Genomic DNA, 19,424 nt, shown 5'->3' with positions numbered 1-19,424 from the left:
AAAATGGCTGAACGTAAGTATTTTGGTACCGATGGGATTCGTGGTCTTGTTGGTGAAGGTGCAATTACACCTGAGTTTGTCCTAAAGTTAGGTTGGGCTGCAGGTCGAGTGCTATCCAAGCAAGGCACCAAAAAAGTGCTTATCGGTAAAGATACTCGCATTTCTGGTTATATGTTGGAATCGGCATTAGAAGCGGGTTTAGCGGCAGCAGGCTTACAAGCTGCATTTACTGGCCCAATGCCTACACCAGCGGTCGCTTACCTGACGCGTACATTCCGCGCTGAAGCGGGGATTGTCATTTCAGCCTCGCACAACCCATACTACGATAACGGTATTAAGTTCTTCTCGGCGCAGGGCACAAAGCTGCCGGATGAAATTGAATTTGCGATTGAAGCTGAGCTAGATAAACCCCTAACGTGTGTTGAATCAGCACAATTGGGTAAGGCATACCGTATTGATGATGCTGCAGGTCGTTACATTGAATTCTGTAAAGGTACCTTCCCATCTAAATATGATCTGTCTAACTACAAGATCGTAGTGGATTGTGCACACGGTGCAACCTACCATATCGCGCCAGCAGTGTTTAAAGAACTTGGCGCAGAAGTGATCACTTTAGGTTGTGAGCCAAACGGCACCAACATTAACCATGAAGTGGGTGCAACAGATATTCGAGCACTGCAAGCTAAAGTACTAGAAGAAAAAGCAGACTTTGGTATCGCATTAGATGGTGATGGCGACCGCGTCATCATGGTTGATGAAGAAGGCAATAAGGTTGATGGTGACCAAATTGCGTATATCATTGCGCGTGATGCATTACGTCGTGGTGAACTAAAAGGTGGTGTTGTTGGTACGCTAATGACTAACCTTGGTATGGAAGTCGCGCTTAAAAACTTAGGTATTCCTTTTGTTCGTGCCAATGTGGGCGACCGCTACGTGATGGAAGAGTTGCAAAAGCACGATTGGTTAATTGGTGCTGAAAACTCAGGTCACGTTATTCTTCTTGATAAAGTGACTACGGGTGACGGTATTGTTGCGGGTCTACAGGTTATGTCTTCTATTGTAGGTAGCAAGATGTCACTAAAAGAGCTGTCAGATGGTATGACAATGTTCCCACAGGTACTAGAGAACATTCGTTTTAAAGGTGAGTCTAACCCTCTTGAATCTGATGCAGTAATTGCAGCAACAAAAGCGGTAGAAGCGAAGCTGGGTGAAACTGGTCGCGTTTTATTGCGTAAATCAGGCACCGAGCCTTTAATCCGTGTCATGGTTGAAGGTGAAAATGCTGAACTTGTACAAGCGTCGGCGTTAGAAATTGCACGCGCTGTAGAAGAAAACTGTTAACTGCTAATAAGTTAATAGTCGGTGTTTCTGTAAGTCTCGTTGTTATTTGCAGAAACACCCAATAAGGTATTAGGTTTGATTCTCACTTTTGCTTATTTGTTGTTCAAGTAAAGCTTAATCGTGGGAAATCCTCATATTTTACTTGTCAGTCTTAGCTGCATTCGCTAGTATCTCACCGCTCCCTTGTTGAGGGTGACTGCTGGCGCTGCTTTGGCAAAGCTGGCTCAACCAAATGGACCATAGGTGGAACCCATGTACGAAATTCTACTTGTGATTTATCTGTTGGCTGCGCTTGGCGTTATTGGCCTAGTTTTGGTTCAACAAGGTAAAGGCGCAGATATGGGAGCCTCATTCGGGGCCGGTGCTTCTGGAACATTGTTCGGCGCTGGTGGCTCTGGAAACTTTTTAACTCGAATGACTGCAGTTTGTGCAACGATCTTTTTCGTTATTAGTCTTGTACTGGGTAACCTTAGTGCAAAACAATCTGCAGAAAAAAGCGGCTGGGAAGACCTAAGCTCGCCTGCAACTGAACAAGTTGTAGAAAAAACTGAGAATGCCCCTGTAAACAGCGATATTCCTCAGTAATTAAAGATTTAGCCGAGATGGTGAAATTGGTAGACACGCTAGCATGAGGTGCTAGTGCCGCAAGGTGTAGGGGTTCAAGTCCCCTTCTCGGCACCATTATTCTGGTTACTTGAAATAGTAACATCTGACGCGTATAATCGCCCTCAGATTCGGACGCGGGATGGAGCAGTATGGTAGCTCGTCGGGCTCATAACCCGAAGGTCGTTGGTTCAAATCCAGCTCCCGCAACCACTTTTCCGAAAATCAACTATTCTTACGAAAGGTTGTTTTTCTATCACAGCACTGCTGTGATATCAGGGTCCAGTAATAAAAAACCCCGTAATTCGGGGTTTTTTATTATCTGAAACATGACCATTCAGGTATTTACTGGGCTTTATGCCCTTTTTTTGTTTCCGGGGGGTTGTTTTGACAGCTTTAGAGATGCAATTAACCGAATTGCTTGAAGCACCTGTTGTTGCTTTAGGTTATGAACTTGTTGGCTTGGAATTTATTCGAGCAGGCGAGCATTCTACATTACGTGTTTTCATTGACCATGAAAACGGCATATTTGTAGAGGACTGTGCGGAAGTTAGCCGTCAGATCAGCGCAGTAATGGACGTAGAAGATCCAGTGACTGTCGCTTACAACTTAGAAGTGTCCTCCCCTGGGATGGAAAGACCGCTTTTTAAAGTTGCACACTACCAACAATTTATTGGCCACGAGGTCAGCCTGGTATTGAAGATGGCGATGGGCAACCGTCGTAAGTGGAAAGGTGACATCATTTCTGTTGAAGGTGAGTTAATCACTCTGAAAGTAGACGGTAATGACGAAACGTTTGCACTAAGCAATATTTCCAAGGCCAACCTGGTTCCAAAATTCTAACCGCTAAATTGGGGCATTAGAAATGAACAAAGAAATCTTGGCTGTCGTAGAAGCGGTATCCAACGAAAAAGCTGTTCCTCGTGAGCGTATCTTTGAAGCGCTTGAAATCGCATTGGCGACAGCAACAAAGAAAAAACATGAAGCTGAAATCGAAGTACGTGTAGAAATTGACCGTAAAACGGGTGAGTTCGTAACGTACCGTCGTTGGAAAGCAGTTAGCGAAGTGACTCAGCCTACGCTTGAGATCACGATTGAAGCTGCACAGTACGATGATGAAAGCATTCAGCTAGATGATTACGTTGAAGACGAAATTGAGTCTGTAACGTTTGACCGTATTACGACCCAAACTGCGAAGCAAGTTATCGTACAAAAAGTACGTGAAGCTGAGCGCGCACAAATCGTTGAGCAATTCGTAGATAACGAAGGCGAACTGATCACTGGTGTCGTGAAAAAAGTTAACCGCGATGCAGTTATCGTTGACTTGGGTAATAACGCAGAAGCGGTTATCCAACGTGAAGATCAACTTCCGCGTGAAAACTTCCGTTCTGGTGACCGTGTTCGTGCATTATTGTACGCAGTACGTCCAGAAGCGCGCGGTTTCCAACTGTTCATGACGCGTTCTAAGTCTGAAATGCTGTCTGAACTGTTCCGTATTGAAGTGCCAGAAATTGCTGAAGAAGTAATTGAACTAATGGGCGCAGCACGCGATCCTGGTTCTCGTGCAAAAATCGCAGTGAAAACTAACGACAAGCGTATTGACCCAGTTGGTGCGTGTGTTGGTATGCGTGGCGCACGTGTTCAAGCTGTTTCTAGCGAATTGGCGGGTGAGCGTATCGATATCGTATTGTGGGATGAGAATCCAGCACAATATGTGATCAATGCAATGGCACCAGCTGAGGTTAGCTCTATCATCGTTGATGAAGACAACCACACAATGGATATTGCGGTTGAGCAAGATAATCTCGCTCAAGCGATTGGTCGTAGCGGTCAAAACGTACGTCTAGCATCTCAACTAACTGGTTGGGAACTGAACGTAATGACTGTTGCAGATCTACAGAAGAAACACCAAGAAGAAGCACAAGAGTCAATTGAAGCTTTCACTAAGCACCTTGATATCGATGCTGACTTTGCAACTGTTCTTGTTGAAGAAGGTTTCACAACACTAGAAGAGATCGCTTACGTACCAGTAAGTGAGCTAATGGATGTTGATGGCCTAGACGAAGACACAGTTGAAGCTCTACGCGCTCGTGCGAAAGAAGCACTTACAACGCTTGCTCTTGCGCAAGAAGAGTCTTTAGATGGTGTAGAACCAGCAGAAGACCTTTTAGGCCTTGAAAGCCTTGAACGTGAAATGGCATTCAAACTAGCTGCTAAAGGTGTTGTGACACTGGAAGACCTAGCTGACCAAGGTACAGACGATTTGCTTGATATCGAAGGTCTGGACGAAGTTAAAGCGGGTGAGCTGATCATGGCTGCTCGTAATATCTGCTGGTTCAGCGACGAAGTTTAAAACTTACTAGCAAGGGAGGCGCAACATGTCAGAGGTTACAGTTAAAGCATTAGCCGAAGAAATTGGTACGCCAATTGATCGACTGCTTCAACAGTTTGCCGACGCTGGTATCAGCAAGAAAGCTGAAGATAGTGTTAATCAAAACGAAAAACAGGATCTACTTTCGCACCTGAAAAAGGAACACGGCGGAAGTGGTGAAGATGCCGCTCCAAATCGCTTAACTTTACAGCGCAAGACTCGTAGCACACTCAGTGTGTCTGGTACGGGTGGAAAGAACAAAAATGTTCAGGTTGAGGTACGTAAAAAACGCACCTTTGTAAAACGTTCTGCTCTTGAAGAAGAGCAGCGTGTCGCTGAAGAAGCTGCAAACCGTGAATCGGAAGATGCAGTGAAGCAACAAGCTGACGAACAAGCCCAGCGCCAAGCAGAAGAGCAAGCAAAACGTGATGCTGAAGAAAAAGCAAAACGCGATGCTGAAGAGACACGTTTAGCTGAAGAAAAAGCGAAGCGTAAGGCAGAAGAAGAGGCAGCACAAGAAACCAAGGGTACGGTGGAAAGTGATGCCGAGGTTAAGCGTAAGGCTGAAGAGAAAGCTAAACGCGCCGCCGCTGATGAACAGGCTAAGAAAGAAGCTGAGTCGCTACAACGTCGCCGGGAAGAGGAAGCCAAGCGTAAAGCCGAAGAAGATAGTCAGCGTCAGCTAGAAGAGGCACGCAAGATGGCAGAACAAAACGAAAAAAACTGGTCAAAACCTGATCAGGCAACAGCGAACATGGAAAAATCTGATTACCACGTTACGACGTCTACTCACGCTCGCGCAGCGGAAGATGAAGCAGACCGTAAAGAAGAAGGTGGTCGTCGTAAGAAGAAGAAGCCAGCAGCAAAAGCTGATGACCGTAATAAAGGTCGCGGTGGTCGTAACCAACGCGGTGGTCGTGGCGGTCGTGGTAAACCACAAGTTAACGCTCCAACATCAATGCAGCAAGGCTTTGATAAGTCTGCAACTGTTGCCAAATCTGACGTTATTATCGGTGAAACAATTGTAGTTTCTGAACTGGCGAACAAAATGTCAGTTAAAGCGACCGAAATCATCAAAGCGATGATGAAAATGGGCGCTATGGTAACGATTAACCAAGTTATCGACCAAGAAACTGCACAACTTGTTGCTGAAGAAATGGGTCACAAGGTTATTCTTCGTAAAGAGAATGAACTTGAAGAAGCGCTAATGTCTGATCGTGAAGAGACGGCTGAAGCAGTTTCTCGTGCTCCTGTTGTTACTATCATGGGTCACGTTGACCACGGTAAAACATCAACACTGGATTACATCCGCAAAGCACACGTAGCATCAGGCGAAGCCGGTGGTATTACACAGCACATTGGTGCATACCACGTAGAAACTGGCAACGGTATGATCACTTTCCTTGATACTCCTGGACACGCCGCGTTTACCGCAATGCGTGCTCGTGGTGCTCAAGCGACAGATATCGTTGTACTTGTTGTTGCTGCGGATGATGGCGTAATGCCACAAACAGTCGAAGCGATTCAGCATGCTAAAGCAGCTGGCGTTCCTCTGATTGTTGCCGTGAACAAGATCGATAAAGAAGATGCTAACCCAGACAACGTGAAAAACGAGCTGGCACAGTACGATGTTATCCCTGAAGAGTGGGGTGGTGAGAACATGTTTGTTCACATCTCTGCGAAACAAGGTACAAACATTGACGGTCTTCTAGAAGCTATCTTGCTTCAGTCTGAAATTCTTGAACTGACTGCAGTTGAAGAAGGTATGGCGAGCGGTGTTGTTGTTGAATCACGTCTAGATAAAGGCCGTGGTCCAGTTGCAACTGTACTTGTTCAATCTGGTACTTTACGTCGTGGCGATATCGTTCTTTGTGGTCTTGAACATGGCCGTGTTCGTGCAATGCGCGATGAGAACGGTCAAGACATCGATACTGCGGGTCCTTCTATTCCTGTAGAGATCCTTGGTCTTTCAGGTGTTCCAGCATCAGGTGACGAAGCGACTGTAGTACGTGATGAGCGTAAAGCACGTGAAGTTGCACTTTACCGTCAAGGTAAATTCCGTGATGTTAAACTAGCGCGTCAACAAAAAGCGAAACTAGAGAACATGTTCTCTAACATGACTGCTGGTGATGTTGCTGAATTGAACGTAGTACTGAAAGCTGACGTACAAGGTTCTATCGAAGCAATCGCTGATTCACTGATGAAACTGTCTACAGACGAAGTTAAAGTGAACGTTGTTGGTTCTGGTGTTGGTGGTATCACAGAAACTGATGCAGTACTTGCAGCAGCATCTAACGCTATCATTCTTGGTTTCAACGTACGTGCTGATGTTCCTGCACGCCGTATGATCGAGAACGAAAACCTAGACCTACGTTACTACTCAATCATTTACCAATTGATTGACGAAGTTAAAGCAGCGATGGGCGGTATGCTTGCTCCTGAATTCCGTCAGGAAATCATCGGTCTTGCTGAAGTTCGTGACGTATTCAAGTCTCCTAAGATTGGCGCAATCGCTGGTTGTATGGTTACTGAAGGTACGATCAAGCGTAACAACCCTATCCGTGTTCTACGTGATAACGTAGTAATCTACGAAGGTGAGCTTGAGTCACTACGTCGCTTCAAAGATGACGTTGCTGAAGTTAAGAATGGCTACGAATGTGGTATCGGCGTTAAGAACTACAATGATGTTCGCGTTGGTGACCAGATCGAAGTATTCGAAATTGTTGAAATTCAACGTACTCTTGATTAATTATCAGGTTGTTGATTTTTAAATAAATTCCAATGGGGAGCTTCGGCTCCCCATTCTTTCAACAGAGCATTCTTCATTAAGAATCCTCTTTTAACGAGAGATAGTAAAATGGCAAAAGAATTCAGCCGTACCCAGCGTGTAGCACAACAGCTGCAAAAAGAGCTGGCGGTTATCCTACAGCGTGAACTAAAAGATCCACGCATTGGTATGACAACCATTTCAAGTGTCGATGTGTCACGCGATATGGGTTACGCAAAGATTTACGTAACTTTTCTGACGATTGGTGAACAAACACCAGAAGGCAGCCTTGAAGTTCTACGTGAAATGGCACCATACATTCGTTCACTACTTGGTAAGCAAATCCGTCTACGTGTAACGCCAGAACTGACGTTTATCTATGACCAGTCGCTAACTGAAGGTATGCGTATTTCTAACCTTGTATCGCAAGCGGTACGAGATGATGAAGAGCGTCATGTTGACGACGAAACTGGTTCAGAAAACAGCGTAGAAAAGGGCGAGGAATAATCTATGGCACGTCGTCGTAAAGGTCGTCCTATTGATGGAGTTATTTTACTCGACAAGCCAATGGGTATTTCTTCCAATGATGCGCTACAGAAAGTAAAGCGTATCTTTTTTGCACAAAAAGCGGGTCATACCGGGGCGCTAGATCCATTAGCCACCGGTATGCTGCCGATTTGTTTTGGTGAAGCGACCAAGTTCTCGCAATTCTTACTTGATTCAGATAAACGCTACCGCGTTATCGCTAAATTGGGTGAGCGCACAGATACCTCAGATTCTGATGGTCAAGTGGTACAAACACGAGAAGTGAAAATTGATCGTGGTCAGCTTGAGCGTTGCATCGCGAAGTTTCGTGGTACAACAGATCAGATCCCATCAATGTACTCGGCACTTAAATACCAAGGCCGCAAACTTTATGAGTATGCGCGTGAAGGTATAGAAGTACCGCGTGAGTCTCGAAAAATCACAGTTTACTCAATTGAGTTACTGCGTTTTGAAGGCCACGAAGTTGAAATGGAAGTACATTGTTCGAAAGGTACCTACATTCGTACTATCACCGATGATTTGGGTGAAATGTTAGGATGTGGTGCGCACGTAACCTACTTACGTCGTACCGGTGTTGCGAAGTATCCGATGGAACGTGTGGTCACGTTAGAGCAATTAAATGCGCTACTCGACCAAGCGAAAGAGCAAGATATTGAACCTGGTGATTTGCTTGATCCTTTGATGTTACCCACCGATACCGCAGTACAAGATTTACCTGAAGTGAATATTGTTCCTGCTTCGGCGGTTTACATTCTAAATGGTAATCCAGTACAAGCGGGCACAGTACCAGCAGAGGGTACGATTGTTCGTATTACTGTTGGTGAAGCGCGTGAGTTTATCGGTGTCGGTGTTATCGATGCTGAAGGCATGCTTGCACCAAAACGCGTCATGGCGAATCAGCAGGTTGAGTAAGCGTTATTACTCAGCCTTAAGATAGATAAAAGAGCGATTACTTCGGTAGTCGCTCTTTTTGCTTGTAGTCGATAAAAGTGCCACGTATAATTCGCGGCTTGGGTGCGGCTGAATCAGAGATTGGCTGCACAAATTTTAAATTTAATGTATTAGGATAAAGTTATGTCTCTGAATGCAGAAACTAAAGCAGCAATCGTTGCTGAATACGCACAATGTGAAAACGACACTGGTTCTCCAGAGGTTCAAGTTGCTCTTCTAACAGCGCAAATCAACCACCTGCAAGGCCACTTTGCTGATCACAAACACGATCACCACAGCCGTCGCGGTCTACTACGTATGGTTTCTCGTCGTCGTAAGCTTCTAGACTACCTTAAAGGTAAGAGCCTAGATCGCTACCAAGACCTAATCAAGCGTCAAGGCCTACGTCGCTAAGATTGCTTATCAGAAAGGAGCCTATTGGCTCCTTTCTTTTTATGTTTCTTTGTTTATCTCTTCTTCCACTGCAACGAAAGCACTGACTTGTTGTCTTACATTTGGTTCTTTCTTCATGTGTTAAGTGAAACAGACATAAGAAGCAAATACTCCCTGGCTTTACAGTAATAACACGGTCGTTTTCGTCGACCATTAGGTCGCGGCTAATAACAGCTCTTTTCGATGCCCACGAGCAAGATAATACGCATCAAACTTAGAGAGAACTGTCATTAGTCGCGATACGTGAAATTATCGTAAAGTGGGTTTCATCACATGACGCTTTTATTTATGTCGGATATACTTACCGACGAAAATAGAAAGCGGAATAAATTAAGGAAATTCACGTGAATCCTATCGTAAAGACTTTCCAGTACGGTAACCACACGGTTACTATCGAAACTGGTGTAATTGCACGTCAAGCTACTGCTGCTGTAATGGTAAGCATGGATGATACTTCTGTATTGGTATCTGTTGTTGGTAAGAAAACAGCGGTTGAAGGTCAAGACTTCTTCCCACTAACTGTTAACTACCAAGAGCGTACTTACGCTGCAGGTAAAATCCCTGGTGGTTTCTTCAAGCGTGAAGGCCGTCCATCTGAAGGCGAAACACTAACTGCTCGCCTGATTGACCGTCCAATTCGTCCGCTATTCCCAGACAATTTCAAAAACGAAGTGCAAGTAATTGCTACTGTTGTTTCTATTAACCCAGATGTACAGCCTGATATCGTAACGATGATCGGTACTTCTGCGGCACTAGCTATTTCTGGTATTCCGTTCAACGGCCCAATCGGTTCTGCACGTGTTGGTTACATCAATGACCAATTCGTACTAAACCCAAGCAACACTGAGCTAGCGGAAAGCCGTCTAGACCTAGTTGTTGCGGGTACTGAAGGCGCAGTATTGATGGTTGAGTCAGAAGCTGACCGTCTATCTGAAGAACAAATGCTACAAGCTGTTGTATTTGGTCACGACCAACAACAAATTGTAATCAATGCTATCAAAGAGCTAGCGGCAGAAGTTGCTACTCCAGCATGGGATTGGACTGCTCCTGCAGTTAACACTGAGCTTAAAGCTCAGGTTGCTGATAAGGCTGAAGCACGTTTAGCGACTGCTTACCAAATCACAGAAAAGATGGCGCGTTACGAGCAAGTTGGCGCAATCAAATCTGACGTAGTGGAAGCACTACTTGCAGAAAACGAAGCACTAGACGAGCGCGAAATTCGTGACATGCTTGCATCTTTAGAGAAGAACGTTGTACGTAGCCGCATCATCGCGGGTAACCCACGTATCGATGGTCGTGAAAAAGACATGGTTCGTGCGCTAGACGTACGTACTGGTGTACTTCCACGTACTCACGGTTCTTCATTGTTCACTCGTGGTGAAACTCAAGCGCTTGTAACTGCAACGCTTGGTACACAACGTGATGCACAAATCATCGATAGCCTAATGGGTGAGAAGAAAGATCACTTCCTTCTACACTACAACTTCCCTCCATTCTGTGTAGGTGAAACTGGTTTCGTTGGTTCGCCTAAGCGTCGTGAAATTGGTCACGGTAAACTGGCTAAGCGTGGTATTGCTGCAGTAATGCCTTCTGTTGAAGAATTCCCATACACAGTACGTGTAGTATCGGAAATCACTGAATCTAACGGTTCATCTTCAATGGCTTCTGTATGTGGTACTTCTCTAGCGCTTATGGATGCTGGTGTACCAATCAAAGCATCTGTTGCGGGTATCGCAATGGGTCTTGTGAAAGAAGGCGATGATTTCGTAGTTCTTTCTGACATCCTTGGCGACGAAGATCACCTAGGTGACATGGACTTTAAAGTAGCAGGTACTGACGACGGTATTACTGCACTTCAAATGGACATCAAGATCGAAGGTATCACTAAAGAGATCATGCAAATTGCTCTTAACCAAGCTAAAGGTGCGCGTAAGCACATCCTTGGCGTAATGGATGAAGCAATTGGTTCTCACCGTGATGACATCTCTCAGTTTGCTCCTCGTATTCATACTATGAAGATCAACTCAGACAAGATCAAAGACGTTATCGGTAAAGGTGGTGCAGTTATCCGTGCACTTACTGAAGAAACTGGTACAACGATCGAGATCGAAGACGACGGCACAATCAAGATTGCTGCAACTGAAGGTACTGCTGCGAAAGAAGCGATTCGTCGCATCGAAGAAATCACAGCAGACGTTGAAGTTGGTCGCATCTACACTGGTAAAGTAATGCGTATCGTAGATTTCGGTGCATTCGTATCAGTAATTGGCGCGAAAGAAGGTCTTGTACACATTTCTCAAATCGCTCAAGAGCGTGTAGAGAAAGTGACAGATCACCTTGAAATGGGTCAAGAAGTTCAAGTTAAAGTACTTGAAATCGACCGCCAAGGCCGTATCCGTCTAAGCATGAAAGAAGCGGTTGAAGCACCAGCTGCTCCTGCACAAGACGAACAGCCACAAGGCTAAGTCTTAATCATGTGATAAAAGGGGCTAATTAGCCCCTTTTTTATTGCGTGTCATTTATGACATTTTGATTGAGTAGTACTGGCTCAGATCCGTATTATACTTGGTTGACTGGTTTATATTGGCGTTATCTCTGTTGTGAAAAGCGCATTTAGGCTATTGTAATAACGGTCAACTTAACTAAGATCAGCTGCTTAGCTAATTTAGATTATGAATATGTGGTTGTTAGACGCACAGCAACGACAGCCGAAACGCCATGTTATTCGGCTATGTATTCAATCACTTCATCTATCCCAGGGAGAATGGTATTGATTGCTAACAGGTTAAAGCTAGCATGCATTGCGGTAGTAATGATGCTAACGGGGTGTGCAACATCGACCAAAACGATGTGGACTCACCCACCAATGGCTATTCCCTTGCAGCCAACAATTCAACAGCAGATCCAATTAGCACGCATCGATCAACTGATGAAGCGTGATGATTTAGATAACGATACGCTGGCACAGATGTTTTATGAGCGCGGTTTACTGAACGATAGTTTAGGTTTACGTGATTTAGCGCGTCTTGATTTTAATCAGTCATTGTCTATGCGTCCAAACCAGCCTGATGTGTTTAACATTTTAGGGGTTTACTTCACGCAAGGTGCACATTTTGATGCCGCGTATGAAGCATTCGATTCAACGTTAGAGCTTAACTTTCAACATCCGTTTGCTCAACGTAACCGTGGTATTGCCCTGTATTATGGTGGTCGTTTAGATCTCGCACATGAAGACCTAATCGTTCACTACCAGCAAAACGTTAACGATCCTTATCGTGTGATTTGGCTGTACTTGGTGGATGTAGAGCGCACCCCAGAGCAAGCCTTAAATAAACTAAGATTGCGTTATGATGCCAGCGACAAGCAAGATTGGGGCTGGTTGATGGTACGTATGTACTTAGGTGATATCAGCGAAAGTGATTACCTTAAAGAAATCGCTAACGGTAGCGAGAGCAATGATCAGCTAGCAGAACGCTTAACCGAAGGCTATTTCTACCTTGCTAAGCGTTACCAGCAAGAAGGCAATTACTCCGCAGCACTCATGCTGTATAAGCTGACATTAGCGGGGAACGTATACGAGTTTGTTGAACATCGCTTTGCGTTATTAGAAACAGGCCGTGTGTTATCGCAATACCAAGCACAGCAACAAGCATTGCAAGCCAAAGTACAAAATAAGTAACAGTAGATCAGTCTATTGTTATAATGTGAAAAGTAGATCAAAAAAGCCGCGGACTTTCGTTCGCGGCTTTTTTTATGCGTGGTATATCGTTCAAATTAGCGATTGAACGGTGATGCCAACAAGCATTAGCTTTCGATATTTAAGCCCGCAACATTGTGCCAGTAACCATTACAGTGATGGCCATCTTTTAGGGGATGACGGGTTTGACCTTGCTCGTTATTCTTAAAATCAGCGACCAGATCTAGCGTATCAACGCTTAACGGACTTAAGCGCACGACATCAACAATATCATGCATGCTGTTAAGGTCGTTGATCAGGTTATAGCAATAACCTGATTGGGTTTGAATGCCGTTAAGGTTAAACACACTTTGGCCTTCTTGGCTGTATACCTGAATACCCGTTGGGTACTTGATACAGCAGGTTTCGCAATCGTCTTTTGCTTTGTCTTCCGCGCGAGCGGTAAAGCAACGAGCAGAGTAAGCTAAAGGAAGGTAACCGTAACTGAAGACTTCCGTCTCAAATTGCCCGCGAATCCCCAGCTTCTCGCAATCGACTAATACGTTTTGCAACCATTCGCGAGACAGCTCAACCGGCATACACCAGCGTACCATGCCTTGTTTCAAGAACAGCTTTAACGTCTGTGCGTTATAGCAGTTTACAGCGGCACCCACCACAAAAGGGACTTTGCTTTGGTGTGCTAATTGAACCGCTGAAACGTCGTTAGCTTCAATAATGAAGTCACCGTTATCAACGTATTTCTTCATGATGTTGACTTCGCTTGGTGCTTCTAGCAATGCCATGGTGGATAGCACCACTTGCTTGCCTGAATCCGCCAGATCTTTAGCAATATCAAACCAGTGTGCGGCTTTCATTTCTCGGCGTTTTGAGCAGACGCTCTCGCCTAAGTAAATGATGTCGCTGTCTGACTGTTTTGCTTGCTGATAAAACGCTTCAACATCGGTTTTCGGCCAAAAGTATAGCAATGGGCCAAGAGAGTATTTCATTCGTTGGCTCCTTTATTGCCATTTACGGTGGTAAGCACCCAGTGTGGTTTGCTTACCTTCAGAAACATTGCCTAAGCATGCATTCCAAGCGGGTTCAACGCTGTAACCTTCAGGGTTCGCTTTATAGCGATCAATCGCTGCACGCCATGTTTTGGTTACTTGCTCAACGTAAGCAGGGCTACGTTGGCGGCCTTCGATTTTTACTGAGGCAATATTGGCTTTAAATAGCTCAGGTAAAATCTCTAGCGTATTCAAGCTGGTTGGTTCTTCTAGTGCATGGTAGCGACGGTTTTCACCACTGATATTAATATCGAAGCGACCTTTACACAGGGTAGGGTAACCCGCGTTTTCGCCTTCTGCATACTGATCAATCAGAATGTCATTAAGACGAGATTCTAGGCCAGTCGCTGTTTCTTGCCAGCGCACGTATTTCGCCGGTGAACAAGCACCAACCGTGTTTGGTGATTCACCTGTCATGTAAGATGACAGGTAACAACGACCTTCTGACATAATACAGAGGCTACCAAAGGCAAATACTTCTAGATCCATATCAGTGTTACGGGCTAGTTGCTTCACCTGATGGATAGACAGCACGCGCGGTAAAACCACACGCTTCACATTGAAGTTGTTTTTGTAGTAATCAATGGCCGCCGTATTGGTGGCGGATGCTTGCACTGAAAGGTGTAATTCAAGATCTGGGTATTGGGTTGCTGCGTACTCAAGTACCGCGATATCAGCTACGATGAGTGCATCGACGCCCATTGCTGCTGCATTGTCTACGGCCTTAGTCCAACGGTTAAAACCGTCTGGATGGGCAAATGTGTTCAAGGCAACATGCAGCTTCTTATCGTGATCGCGCACGTACTCAACCGCTTTTTCTAATTTACGTCCTGTAAAGTTCAAACCAGCAAAGTGGCGGGCATTCGTATCGTCTTTAAAGCCGATGTAGACCGCATCTGCGCCATTATCGATGGCGGTTTTCAAGGCTGGAAGGTTACCAGCGGGGCAAAGCAGCTCCATATTATATTTATCTACCAGTGCTTGATGAATGAAGGTATATCAAGGCATACCATAAATACCCACAAAGTATTAATGGTTGTTGCTCAATATATGTTTTCAATTTTGATAGGCGAAATACTAGGGGGCTTAGCCTGCCTAAGTTTTGATTTCAGGCAGGTTTTTATTGATTTAGGACAATTTTTTGCGTGAATAGTCGCGTTGATTATGCACTCTGACGGCTATTTTTCACTAAAACAGCTTCCAACTCATGTTTTGGTTGCGGGCGGAAAAAGTGAAAGCCTTGAATCGAATCGCAATTCAGGTTTGACAGCAGCGTTGCTTGTTGGTGTGTTTCCACCCCTTCAGCAACCACACTCATGTTAAGTGATTTACCCAAATTAATGATATTTTCAATCAGGGTAACTTGCTTGGGTATGGTTTCGATGTCTTTGATAAAGGCGCGATCGACTTTAAGTTCATCAAGTGGAAAGCGAGCTAAATATGACAATGAAGAGTAGCCTGTACCAAAGTCATCAATCGAGAGGGCAAACCCCAGTTTCTTGATTGCTTTTAGCATTTGAATCGCATGTTCGCCATCGTTCATCATTGAGCTTTCAGTGAGCTCGAACGTAATATCACTGGGATTGATCCCCGTGCTTTTACGTAATTTATCGATGAATAAAATCAGATTTGGGTTACCAAATTGCTGTGGTGATAAGTTAATCGCCACACGGCCTTGTAATAATCCCTGTTTTTTCCACTCGCGCACCGTGGTAAATACTTCACGCATCACGACACGGCCAAGTTGTTCAATTAACCCTGACCGTTCGGCAACAGGAATGAATTGGGCTGGACTGATGTAACCTTCAACAGGGTGTTTCCAACGTACTAGCGCTTCAGCGCCATCGATGGAGAAGTCTTTGGCATTCACTTTCGGTTGATACCATACTTCTAAGCCATTTTTCTGTAAGGCTTTTTGTAATTCGATTTCGAGCCACAAACGCATCCGTGCTTCTTTATTCATGCTTTCATCGAACTTGACTAAGCGGTTACGACCACGGTTCTTGGCTTCGTACATCGCGGTGTCAGCGTTTTGTAGCAAGATACGGGCATCATTACCATTACCTGGGTAGGTAACCATACCCATAGAACAGGCAATGTGTTTGCTAAAGTGGTGAAGATTAAACGGCTGACTCACCAATGCGATGATTTGCTGCGACAATAAATCACCAATACGTTCATGTTCGGGGTTTAACAGCAAGATGCCGAACTCATCACCGCCAAGATGGCCAATCACCGAATCATCAGGCAGCAGCTTTAATAAACGTTGAGCGATCTCTTGCAGAACGCGATCACCAATATGATGCCCTAACGAGTCATTAATATTTTTGAAATTATCAACATCAAGATACAGCATCACCAGTGGGGTATTTTCGGTGATATGGTGTTCTAACTTACGGGTAAATCCATGGCGATTGAATAGCCCTGTTAGCGCATCAGTTTGCACTAATTGATCTATTTGCCCTTGGGGTAAACGGGTGTTCGTTTGGGTACGTAGTAGCACCAGTTTAGCCGGCGAACCAAGCATGGTGATATCAGAAAGTGACAGCAAAAAGGTGTTATCTTGAATGGCTTCTGGGCCAACATAGCAGCGACGGGTTTCGCTATTGGGTTGGTGGTTCAATTGTGTGCCGAGTATCCGCTGGCTTTGAAAATCAAATACTATGCGACTAAGGTCTTCCCCGAGTAAGTCTTTAGCGGTTCCAAACCCCAGTATTTTTGCCGCTCGTTGGTTAGCCGACAGCACGATATTATTTTCAATCATGCAAATGCCATCACTGCTATTTTCATGCAGTTGATTAAGCTGGTGTTCTAATTCTTCTAACGATTTTACAAGAACTTGACGTTCAGATGTGTCTGCTGAGTGCAGCACCACATATTGCACATTGCCCATATCATCACGTAATGGCGTTAGGCTGAAATGCAATGAACTGTCATGGCGGTTATCGTTAAGGACGACTTCACCTTCAACCGACTCACCGTTAAATGCGCGATCGTAATAAGGTTGAAGCGTTTGGTAATAGGTGTGACCAAGAATATCTTTGTCGCAGCGGCCAACCAATTCTTCGCGGGTATAACCACTGAGCTCACAGTAGCGGTTATTCACGGTCAGGTAGTTATGCTCGTTGTCGAGAACGGCAAAAAGAAACGGACTATTGTCTGTTAGCAGTGGAAACCAATAAGTAAGCTGCTCTGTTGGCATCGTTCTGACGTCACCTATTTTGTGTTATTTGACTGGGATCCCACAAGCAGTATGCGCATGTGAAAATACGGCTCAGTATACCTACGAGCGGTAGTGAGCGCTAAACTTTCCCTTTGTAGAAGCCTTTTTTTTGACTCAAGGCATGATATTTATCAATCGGCCTGCTTACAATGATAACCAACTTTCGGGAAGGTTAACTTTTCCCTACCCATATAAACATGTAAGCATAATAGGAAACGCATCGGTGATTGCTCAAATTCGTAAACACATGGTTCAGCATGGCCCAGCTTTGTTACGCATTCCTGCTAAGGTGATGCCTTTTGCAGTACAACAAAAAATGATGCTAGAAGGATTATCTCTAGTATTTAAAGAAGCATTGGACGATGGTGACTTTGAGTTTTTAGAAGATCGCTGGTTAAAAGTTGAAGTACGTGACTTAGAGTTGCAGTGGTTCATCAGTTTTCAAAACGAGAAACTGGTTGTGTCTCAGCATGTAGAACAAGAAGATGTGAGCTTTAGCGGTGAATGTAACGATTTAGTACTAATTGCCGCTCGTAAGGAAGACCCAGATACATTATTCTTCCAGCGTCGTCTTCGTATTGAAGGGGATACTGAATTAGGTCTGGAAGTGAAGAATCTGATGGATAGCATCGATCTTGACGCTCTACCAAAACCCTTAACATATTTACTGCAGCAGTCGGCAGATTTCATCCAACAAGGCATGAAAGATGCGGCGGCTGAGCAAGAGGTTGTGAATGCTCATTAGAACCGAGGCGCCCGTTGATATTCTTCCTGTTGATCGTTTATTGAAAAAAACGTTTGAGACAGACGCCGAAGCGAATCTTGTGATGGCTTTACGCGAGAATGGTAACCGTACATTGTCGCTAGTCGCATGTAACGATGACGGTGAAGTGGTTGGACACCTTTGTTTGAGTCCTGTCACTGTTGACGGCCAAGATAATGGCTGGCAAGGGCTGGCACCATTAACGATAGCGACTGAATATCAGCGCCAAGGTCTTGGACTTGCACTCATGACGGAAGCTAAAAATATTTTAGCTGAACTGGGCTACCCTGTTGTCGTGGTACTCGGTGACCCTAATTACTACCAACGTGTTGGCTTTACAACAGCCGCTGATCACGGATTAACTTGCCGTTGGGATGCACCAGTTGAGGCATTCATGGTGATTGAGTTGTTGCCTGAAACATTGGCAGGCCAGCAAGGTACAGTGGAATACAGTGCTGAGTTTTCAGCCTTATAATTCCGACGCAATCCAGTAAGGGAAAGTGCCTTACTATCGAATATCGACAAAGCCACCTGCGGGTGGTTTTGTTTTATCACTAGACTAAAATAGCTGTGAATTCCACCTTGGTGGTCTTGGTTGAATTTGGTAGCATTGCCGCCCTTAATGGCAGCTGATAAGAGTAGAGTAGGCATGAAGCAACGAGATATTCAGGTGTTGCAAGAAATGGGGCTGACATATTGGCAGGTCCGTAAGCCAGAATGTTTTCCTGCACTTGAAGTGCCGGTTATCAATTTTCCTGATGATTGCAAACTCCTTTTTATTACTGAAGAGACGCTTACCGAACACGATGCTTGGCTGTTTGGTCGCATCCTGAAAAGTATGAAGCTCACGCCAGAACAAGCATTAATGTTGCCACCAAGTGCGTTAGAGCAACTTGGTCAGCATCAATTGGTATGGTGTTGGATCGCTGGTTGTACTGTGACAGCCCCTGTTGGGGTACAAGCACTACAGTCGGCGGCACTGTCGACCATGCATACTAATCCCGCAGCTAAAAAAGCCCTATGGCAGCAGATCTGTTCTTATGACAATTAATATCGTTCCGTTAGACACACAACATCTTGATGCCGTATGGCATATCGAGCAGGCTGCGCATGCGTTTCCTTGGGCTGAATCTATGGTTCGTGCCGAACCGAGTAAGCGTGCCTGTAATTTTGCGTTATTAGTTGATAATACGCTGGTGGGTTATTGCTTCGGTCAGTTGGTGGCAGGTGAAGCCACTTTGCTAAATATTGCGATTGACCCGCAAGCACAAGGTAAAGGTTACGGTAAAACCTTGCTTGATGGCTTTATGTCACAGATGCGCGATCAGGGTGCGGAAGACATCTGGCTTGAAGTTCGTGCAAGCAATACCCGTGCTTCACACTTGTATGAAGCACTCGGTTTTAATGAAATAAACCGTCGTGAAGGGTACTACCCAGCTGAGAATGGCCGCGAAGACGCATTAATCATGACCTACATGGTAATGTAATCGGATCTTACTCAGGGTTAGCGCTGTTTCTTTGCGGCGACTTTGCGTATAATTCCGCCACTTTTCTGCGCGATACGCGTTTTTCTTTTCTGCACACAAAGAGGTCGAGATGTAATTACTGCGATCTGTTAATTATAACTCCCTGCTGTGCAGGCATTTAATTCTAATTCTCGGGTGAATCATCGGGCTAGACCTAG

The 19,424-nt window shown here is 44.9% G+C and carries 17 protein-coding genes and 2 tRNA genes; 16 read left to right on the top strand and 3 right to left on the bottom strand.

All coding sequences use genetic code 11. The annotated features are described in order from the left end of the window. Positions 1-3: 3 nt before the first annotated feature. The 12 genes from glmM (at position 4) to nlpI (ending at position 12,690) form a co-directional block, all read left to right on the top strand. Positions 4-1,341, top strand: coding sequence for a phosphoglucosamine mutase (gene glmM / locus OCU87_RS14060; RefSeq protein WP_062691292.1), 1,338 nt, complete (start codon positions 4-6; stop codon positions 1,339-1,341). A 252-nt stretch (positions 1,342-1,593) separates the two neighbouring features. Next, positions 1,594-1,926, top strand: a complete 333-nt coding sequence (secG, locus tag OCU87_RS14055) for a preprotein translocase subunit SecG (RefSeq protein ID WP_062691293.1) — start codon at positions 1,594-1,596, stop codon at positions 1,924-1,926. 11 nt (positions 1,927-1,937) lie between these two features. After that, a tRNA-Leu gene (locus tag OCU87_RS14050) sits at positions 1,938-2,022 on the top strand. Positions 2,023-2,080: 58 nt separating this feature from the next. Then, a tRNA-Met gene (locus tag OCU87_RS14045) sits at positions 2,081-2,157 on the top strand. 174 nt (positions 2,158-2,331) lie between these two features. Continuing rightward, a complete protein-coding gene (gene rimP / locus OCU87_RS14040; protein WP_062691294.1) occupies positions 2,332-2,787 on the top strand; it encodes a ribosome maturation factor RimP in 456 nt (151 codons plus the stop codon). 22 nt (positions 2,788-2,809) lie between these two features. Further along, positions 2,810-4,297 (top strand): transcription termination factor NusA, encoded by a 1,488-nt coding sequence (gene nusA / locus OCU87_RS14035; RefSeq protein ID WP_062691295.1) that lies wholly within the window; start codon positions 2,810-2,812, stop codon positions 4,295-4,297. Between the two features lie 25 nt (positions 4,298-4,322). Next, positions 4,323-7,064, top strand: a complete 2,742-nt coding sequence (gene infB / locus OCU87_RS14030) for a translation initiation factor IF-2 (RefSeq protein WP_062691296.1) — start codon at positions 4,323-4,325, stop codon at positions 7,062-7,064. A 108-nt stretch (positions 7,065-7,172) separates the two neighbouring features. Then, positions 7,173-7,589: a 30S ribosome-binding factor RbfA gene (rbfA, locus tag OCU87_RS14025; protein ID WP_062691297.1), complete on the top strand. Its 417-nt coding sequence runs from the start codon at positions 7,173-7,175 to the stop codon at positions 7,587-7,589. A gap of 3 nt (positions 7,590-7,592) precedes the next feature. Then, entirely contained in the window at positions 7,593-8,540 is a 948-nt protein-coding gene (gene truB, locus OCU87_RS14020; RefSeq protein WP_261857420.1) for a tRNA pseudouridine(55) synthase TruB, read from the top strand. A 162-nt stretch (positions 8,541-8,702) separates the two neighbouring features. Beyond that, positions 8,703-8,972 carry a 30S ribosomal protein S15 gene (rpsO, locus tag OCU87_RS14015; RefSeq protein WP_062691299.1) on the top strand — a complete coding sequence of 90 codons (270 nt, stop codon included), beginning with the start codon at positions 8,703-8,705 and terminating at the stop codon, positions 8,970-8,972. Between the two features lie 383 nt (positions 8,973-9,355). Continuing rightward, positions 9,356-11,476: a polyribonucleotide nucleotidyltransferase gene (pnp, locus tag OCU87_RS14010; RefSeq protein WP_062691300.1), complete on the top strand. Its 2,121-nt coding sequence runs from the start codon at positions 9,356-9,358 to the stop codon at positions 11,474-11,476. A gap of 305 nt (positions 11,477-11,781) precedes the next feature. Beyond that, positions 11,782-12,690, top strand: coding sequence for a lipoprotein NlpI (nlpI, locus tag OCU87_RS14005; protein ID WP_189337798.1), 909 nt, complete (start codon positions 11,782-11,784; stop codon positions 12,688-12,690). Positions 12,691-12,815: 125 nt separating this feature from the next. On the opposite strand, the gene OCU87_RS14000 is transcribed toward nlpI, so the two are convergent. The 3 genes from OCU87_RS14000 to OCU87_RS13990 form a co-directional block, all read right to left on the bottom strand. After that, positions 12,816-13,694 (bottom strand): U32 family peptidase, encoded by an 879-nt coding sequence (locus OCU87_RS14000; RefSeq protein WP_094955725.1) that lies wholly within the window; start codon positions 13,692-13,694, stop codon positions 12,816-12,818. A gap of 12 nt (positions 13,695-13,706) precedes the next feature. Next, positions 13,707-14,714 (bottom strand): ubiquinone anaerobic biosynthesis protein UbiU, encoded by a 1,008-nt coding sequence (gene ubiU / locus OCU87_RS13995; RefSeq protein WP_094955724.1) that lies wholly within the window; start codon positions 14,712-14,714, stop codon positions 13,707-13,709. Positions 14,715-14,916: 202 nt separating this feature from the next. Beyond that, complete coding sequence (locus OCU87_RS13990; protein ID WP_094955723.1) at positions 14,917-16,956, bottom strand: sensor domain-containing protein; 2,040 nt, start codon at positions 16,954-16,956, stop codon at positions 14,917-14,919. 244 nt (positions 16,957-17,200) lie between these two features. On the opposite strand from OCU87_RS13990, the gene ubiT reads away from it, so the two are divergent. The 4 genes from ubiT to rimI all read left to right on the top strand — a co-directional run bounded on the left by ubiT (position 17,201) and on the right by rimI (position 19,227). Further along, positions 17,201-17,722 carry a ubiquinone anaerobic biosynthesis accessory factor UbiT gene (gene ubiT / locus OCU87_RS13985; RefSeq protein WP_062691302.1) on the top strand — a complete coding sequence of 174 codons (522 nt, stop codon included), beginning with the start codon at positions 17,201-17,203 and terminating at the stop codon, positions 17,720-17,722. Continuing rightward, positions 17,712-18,215: a GNAT family N-acetyltransferase gene (locus tag OCU87_RS13980; protein WP_062691303.1), complete on the top strand. Its 504-nt coding sequence runs from the start codon at positions 17,712-17,714 to the stop codon at positions 18,213-18,215. Before ubiT ends, OCU87_RS13980 begins: the two co-directional genes overlap by 11 nt. A gap of 174 nt (positions 18,216-18,389) precedes the next feature. Next, positions 18,390-18,791: a DNA polymerase III subunit psi gene (locus OCU87_RS13975; protein ID WP_062691304.1), complete on the top strand. Its 402-nt coding sequence runs from the start codon at positions 18,390-18,392 to the stop codon at positions 18,789-18,791. Further along, positions 18,781-19,227: a ribosomal protein S18-alanine N-acetyltransferase gene (gene rimI / locus OCU87_RS13970; RefSeq protein ID WP_062691305.1), complete on the top strand. Its 447-nt coding sequence runs from the start codon at positions 18,781-18,783 to the stop codon at positions 19,225-19,227. Before OCU87_RS13975 ends, rimI begins: the two co-directional genes overlap by 11 nt. Positions 19,228-19,424: the final 197 nt, after the last annotated feature.

It is taken from the genome of Photobacterium sanguinicancri (assembly GCF_024346675.1).
Classification (GTDB): Bacteria; Pseudomonadota; Gammaproteobacteria; order Enterobacterales; family Vibrionaceae; genus Photobacterium; species Photobacterium sanguinicancri.
This window is presented reverse-complemented; position numbering and strand designations above follow the sequence as displayed.